A 2471-nucleotide genomic window follows, 5' to 3' on the forward strand; every position below is an offset into this window, starting at 1 on the left:
AGGTGAATGTGGGCATGAATGGGAATCAAGCTTAGTAAATAGAAAGAAGGGCAATGGGTGTCCTATCTGTAGTGGGAAGAAAATTTTTATAGGTTTCAACGATATGTGGACTACGAATCCAGAATTGGCTAAGCTACTCGCTAATCCAGAAGATGGATATAAATACACTTTTATGAGCAATAAGAGAGTGGATTGGAAGTGTAATGTTTGTCAGGAGGTCATCAATAATAAGCAGATAAGTTCTATTTCTGTAAAAGGGTTATCTTGCTCTAGCTGTTCTGATGGAGTTAGTTATCCTGAGAAATTTCTATTTAATACTTTGAAGCAGACTAATATTAAAATACATCCACAAAAGAGATTTGACTGGTCAGATGGGAAGGTTTATGATTTTTATCTTCCTGATTTAAATACTATTATTGAAGTACACGGACTTCAGCATTATGAAAGAAGACTAAATAGAGGTGGTAGAAACCTCAAAGAAGAACAAGAAAACGATAAACTGAAGTTTGCTTTAGCAAAAAATAACAGTATTGAAAATTATATTGTTATAGATGCTAGAATTTCTGACAAAGGCTACATTATTAAAAGTATTTGCTTAAGCGAATTATCAAAGATTCTACCTTTAAAGAGCATTGATTGGATTAAGGTTCAAGAAGATTCTATAGCCTCGATAATAAAAAAGGCTTATGAGCTATGGAACTCAGAAATAAATTCTTTAGAAGAAATTGTAGAATTATTAGGAGTATCGGTAGGGACATTAAGAAGATATCTAAGAGGAGGAAATAAAAATGGATTCTGTAAATTCCCTAGAATCTCTAAAGCTCATTCAGTAAGAGAGTCTGTTCGAAGGAGTGTAGTCCAATTAGATTTAGATGGTAATTATGTTAATGAATACGATGCTGTTGTAGACGCCTCTAGAGCTATAGGAAGCAAAGCATCGTTAATATCAGCATGTTGCAAAGGCAAAGCTAAAACAGCATATGGATTTAAATGGGTTTATAAAGAAGATTATTATAAGGAGGTAAACAATATTGTCAATGATTAATCTCCATTCTCACAGTGACATATCCAATATTCGATTAATCGACTCCTTAGCAAAAGTAGAGGATTTAATACAAACCGCAGCAGATTTAGGCTTAAGCGGTGTAGCCTTGACGGAGCATGAGTCAACGGGATCGCATATTCGTGGAATACAAAAGGTTAGAGAGCTTAAAGCGAAAGGTAAGATACCGAGTGACTTCCGTTTGATTCTTGGAAATGAAATTTATTTAATTTCAAATTTAGAGGAGACTCGTGATAATTATCAGTCGGGCATCACAAAATTTCCACATTTTCTCCTTCTCGCTAAAGACTCAATTGGACACTTAGCACTCAGAAAGCTCTCTAGTCAGGCTTGGAAGAACAGTTTCTATACAGGATTAATGGAAAGAGTGCCTACAACTAAAGCACACTTAGAAAAAATCATTAGAGAGTATCCTAATAAGCTAATTGGCAGTTCTGCTTGTTTGGGATCGGAAAGCTCAATTCACATTTTGAATGGTGAATATGATAAAGCCAAAGAATTTCTGGAATGGTGTGCAGATTTGTTTGGAGAAAACAATTTTTATTTAGAATTACAACCATCTCGTAGCGATGAGCAACGAAAAGTAAATCATAAGCTCATTGAGTTTTCGAAAGAATTAAAATTGCCATTGATTATTACAACAGATGCTCACTATTTAAGACCAGAAGATGCTGAAATTCATGCAGCTTTCCTTAATTCTAAAAATGCAGAGCGAGAAGTAATGAGCTTCTATGAATCTTGCTATCTGCACACAAAAGAGGAAATTTACGCAAAACTTGATTACATTGATGAATCAATTATAACTGAAGCTCTATTAAACACTTTGAGAATAGGAGATTCTATAGAAGATTACACTTTAGAATCCCCTACCGTGATTCCGAAAATTGAGTTACCAGATTTTGAAGTGTCCCATATTTTTAAAGATGGATATGAACGTTACCCATACATCAAAAAAATGGCTTTCTCAGACAATGAGCAGGACAGATACTTAATACATCTTGTAGAGAAGGGTTTTGTAGAATTAATATATACACCCCAAATAACTAAAGAAGAATTTCATGAAACATTAGCAAGGATTAATTTGGAATTGGGAGAGCTTTGGGAAATTTCTATTAAGATGGGGCAGTCAATGGGTTCGTATTATGTAACGGTTCAAGAAATAATTTCCATCGCTTGGGCGGATTCTTGCGGAGATGAAAGTCGTGATGAAGGAACGCTAGTAGGAGTTGGTCGAGGATCAGCTTCAGGCTACCTTTTGAATTATTTATTAAAAATAACAGCCATACATCCTCTGAAATACGGAGTTGAAATGCCACACTGGAGACACCTAGAGCAGATGAGGGGTGATGTTTCAGCATTGGACATTGACGTTGATGTGAGTCCACATCGCAGACCTGCAATGTTCAAG

General features: G+C 35.4%; 2 protein-coding genes. Both read left to right on the plus strand.

From position 1 onward, the window contains the following. The coding region (locus tag AC1DSL_RS17190; RefSeq protein ID WP_477533152.1) for a zinc-ribbon domain-containing protein at positions 1 to 1045 on the plus strand (1045 nt) is incomplete at its 5' end. After that, positions 1038 to 2471 (plus strand): PHP domain-containing protein (locus tag AC1DSL_RS17195; protein ID WP_477533153.1); only part of this gene is annotated, 1434 nt, incomplete at its 3' end. The genes AC1DSL_RS17190 and AC1DSL_RS17195, both read left to right, overlap by 8 nt.

This window comes from Paenisporosarcina sp. P4_D4 (assembly GCF_056401835.1).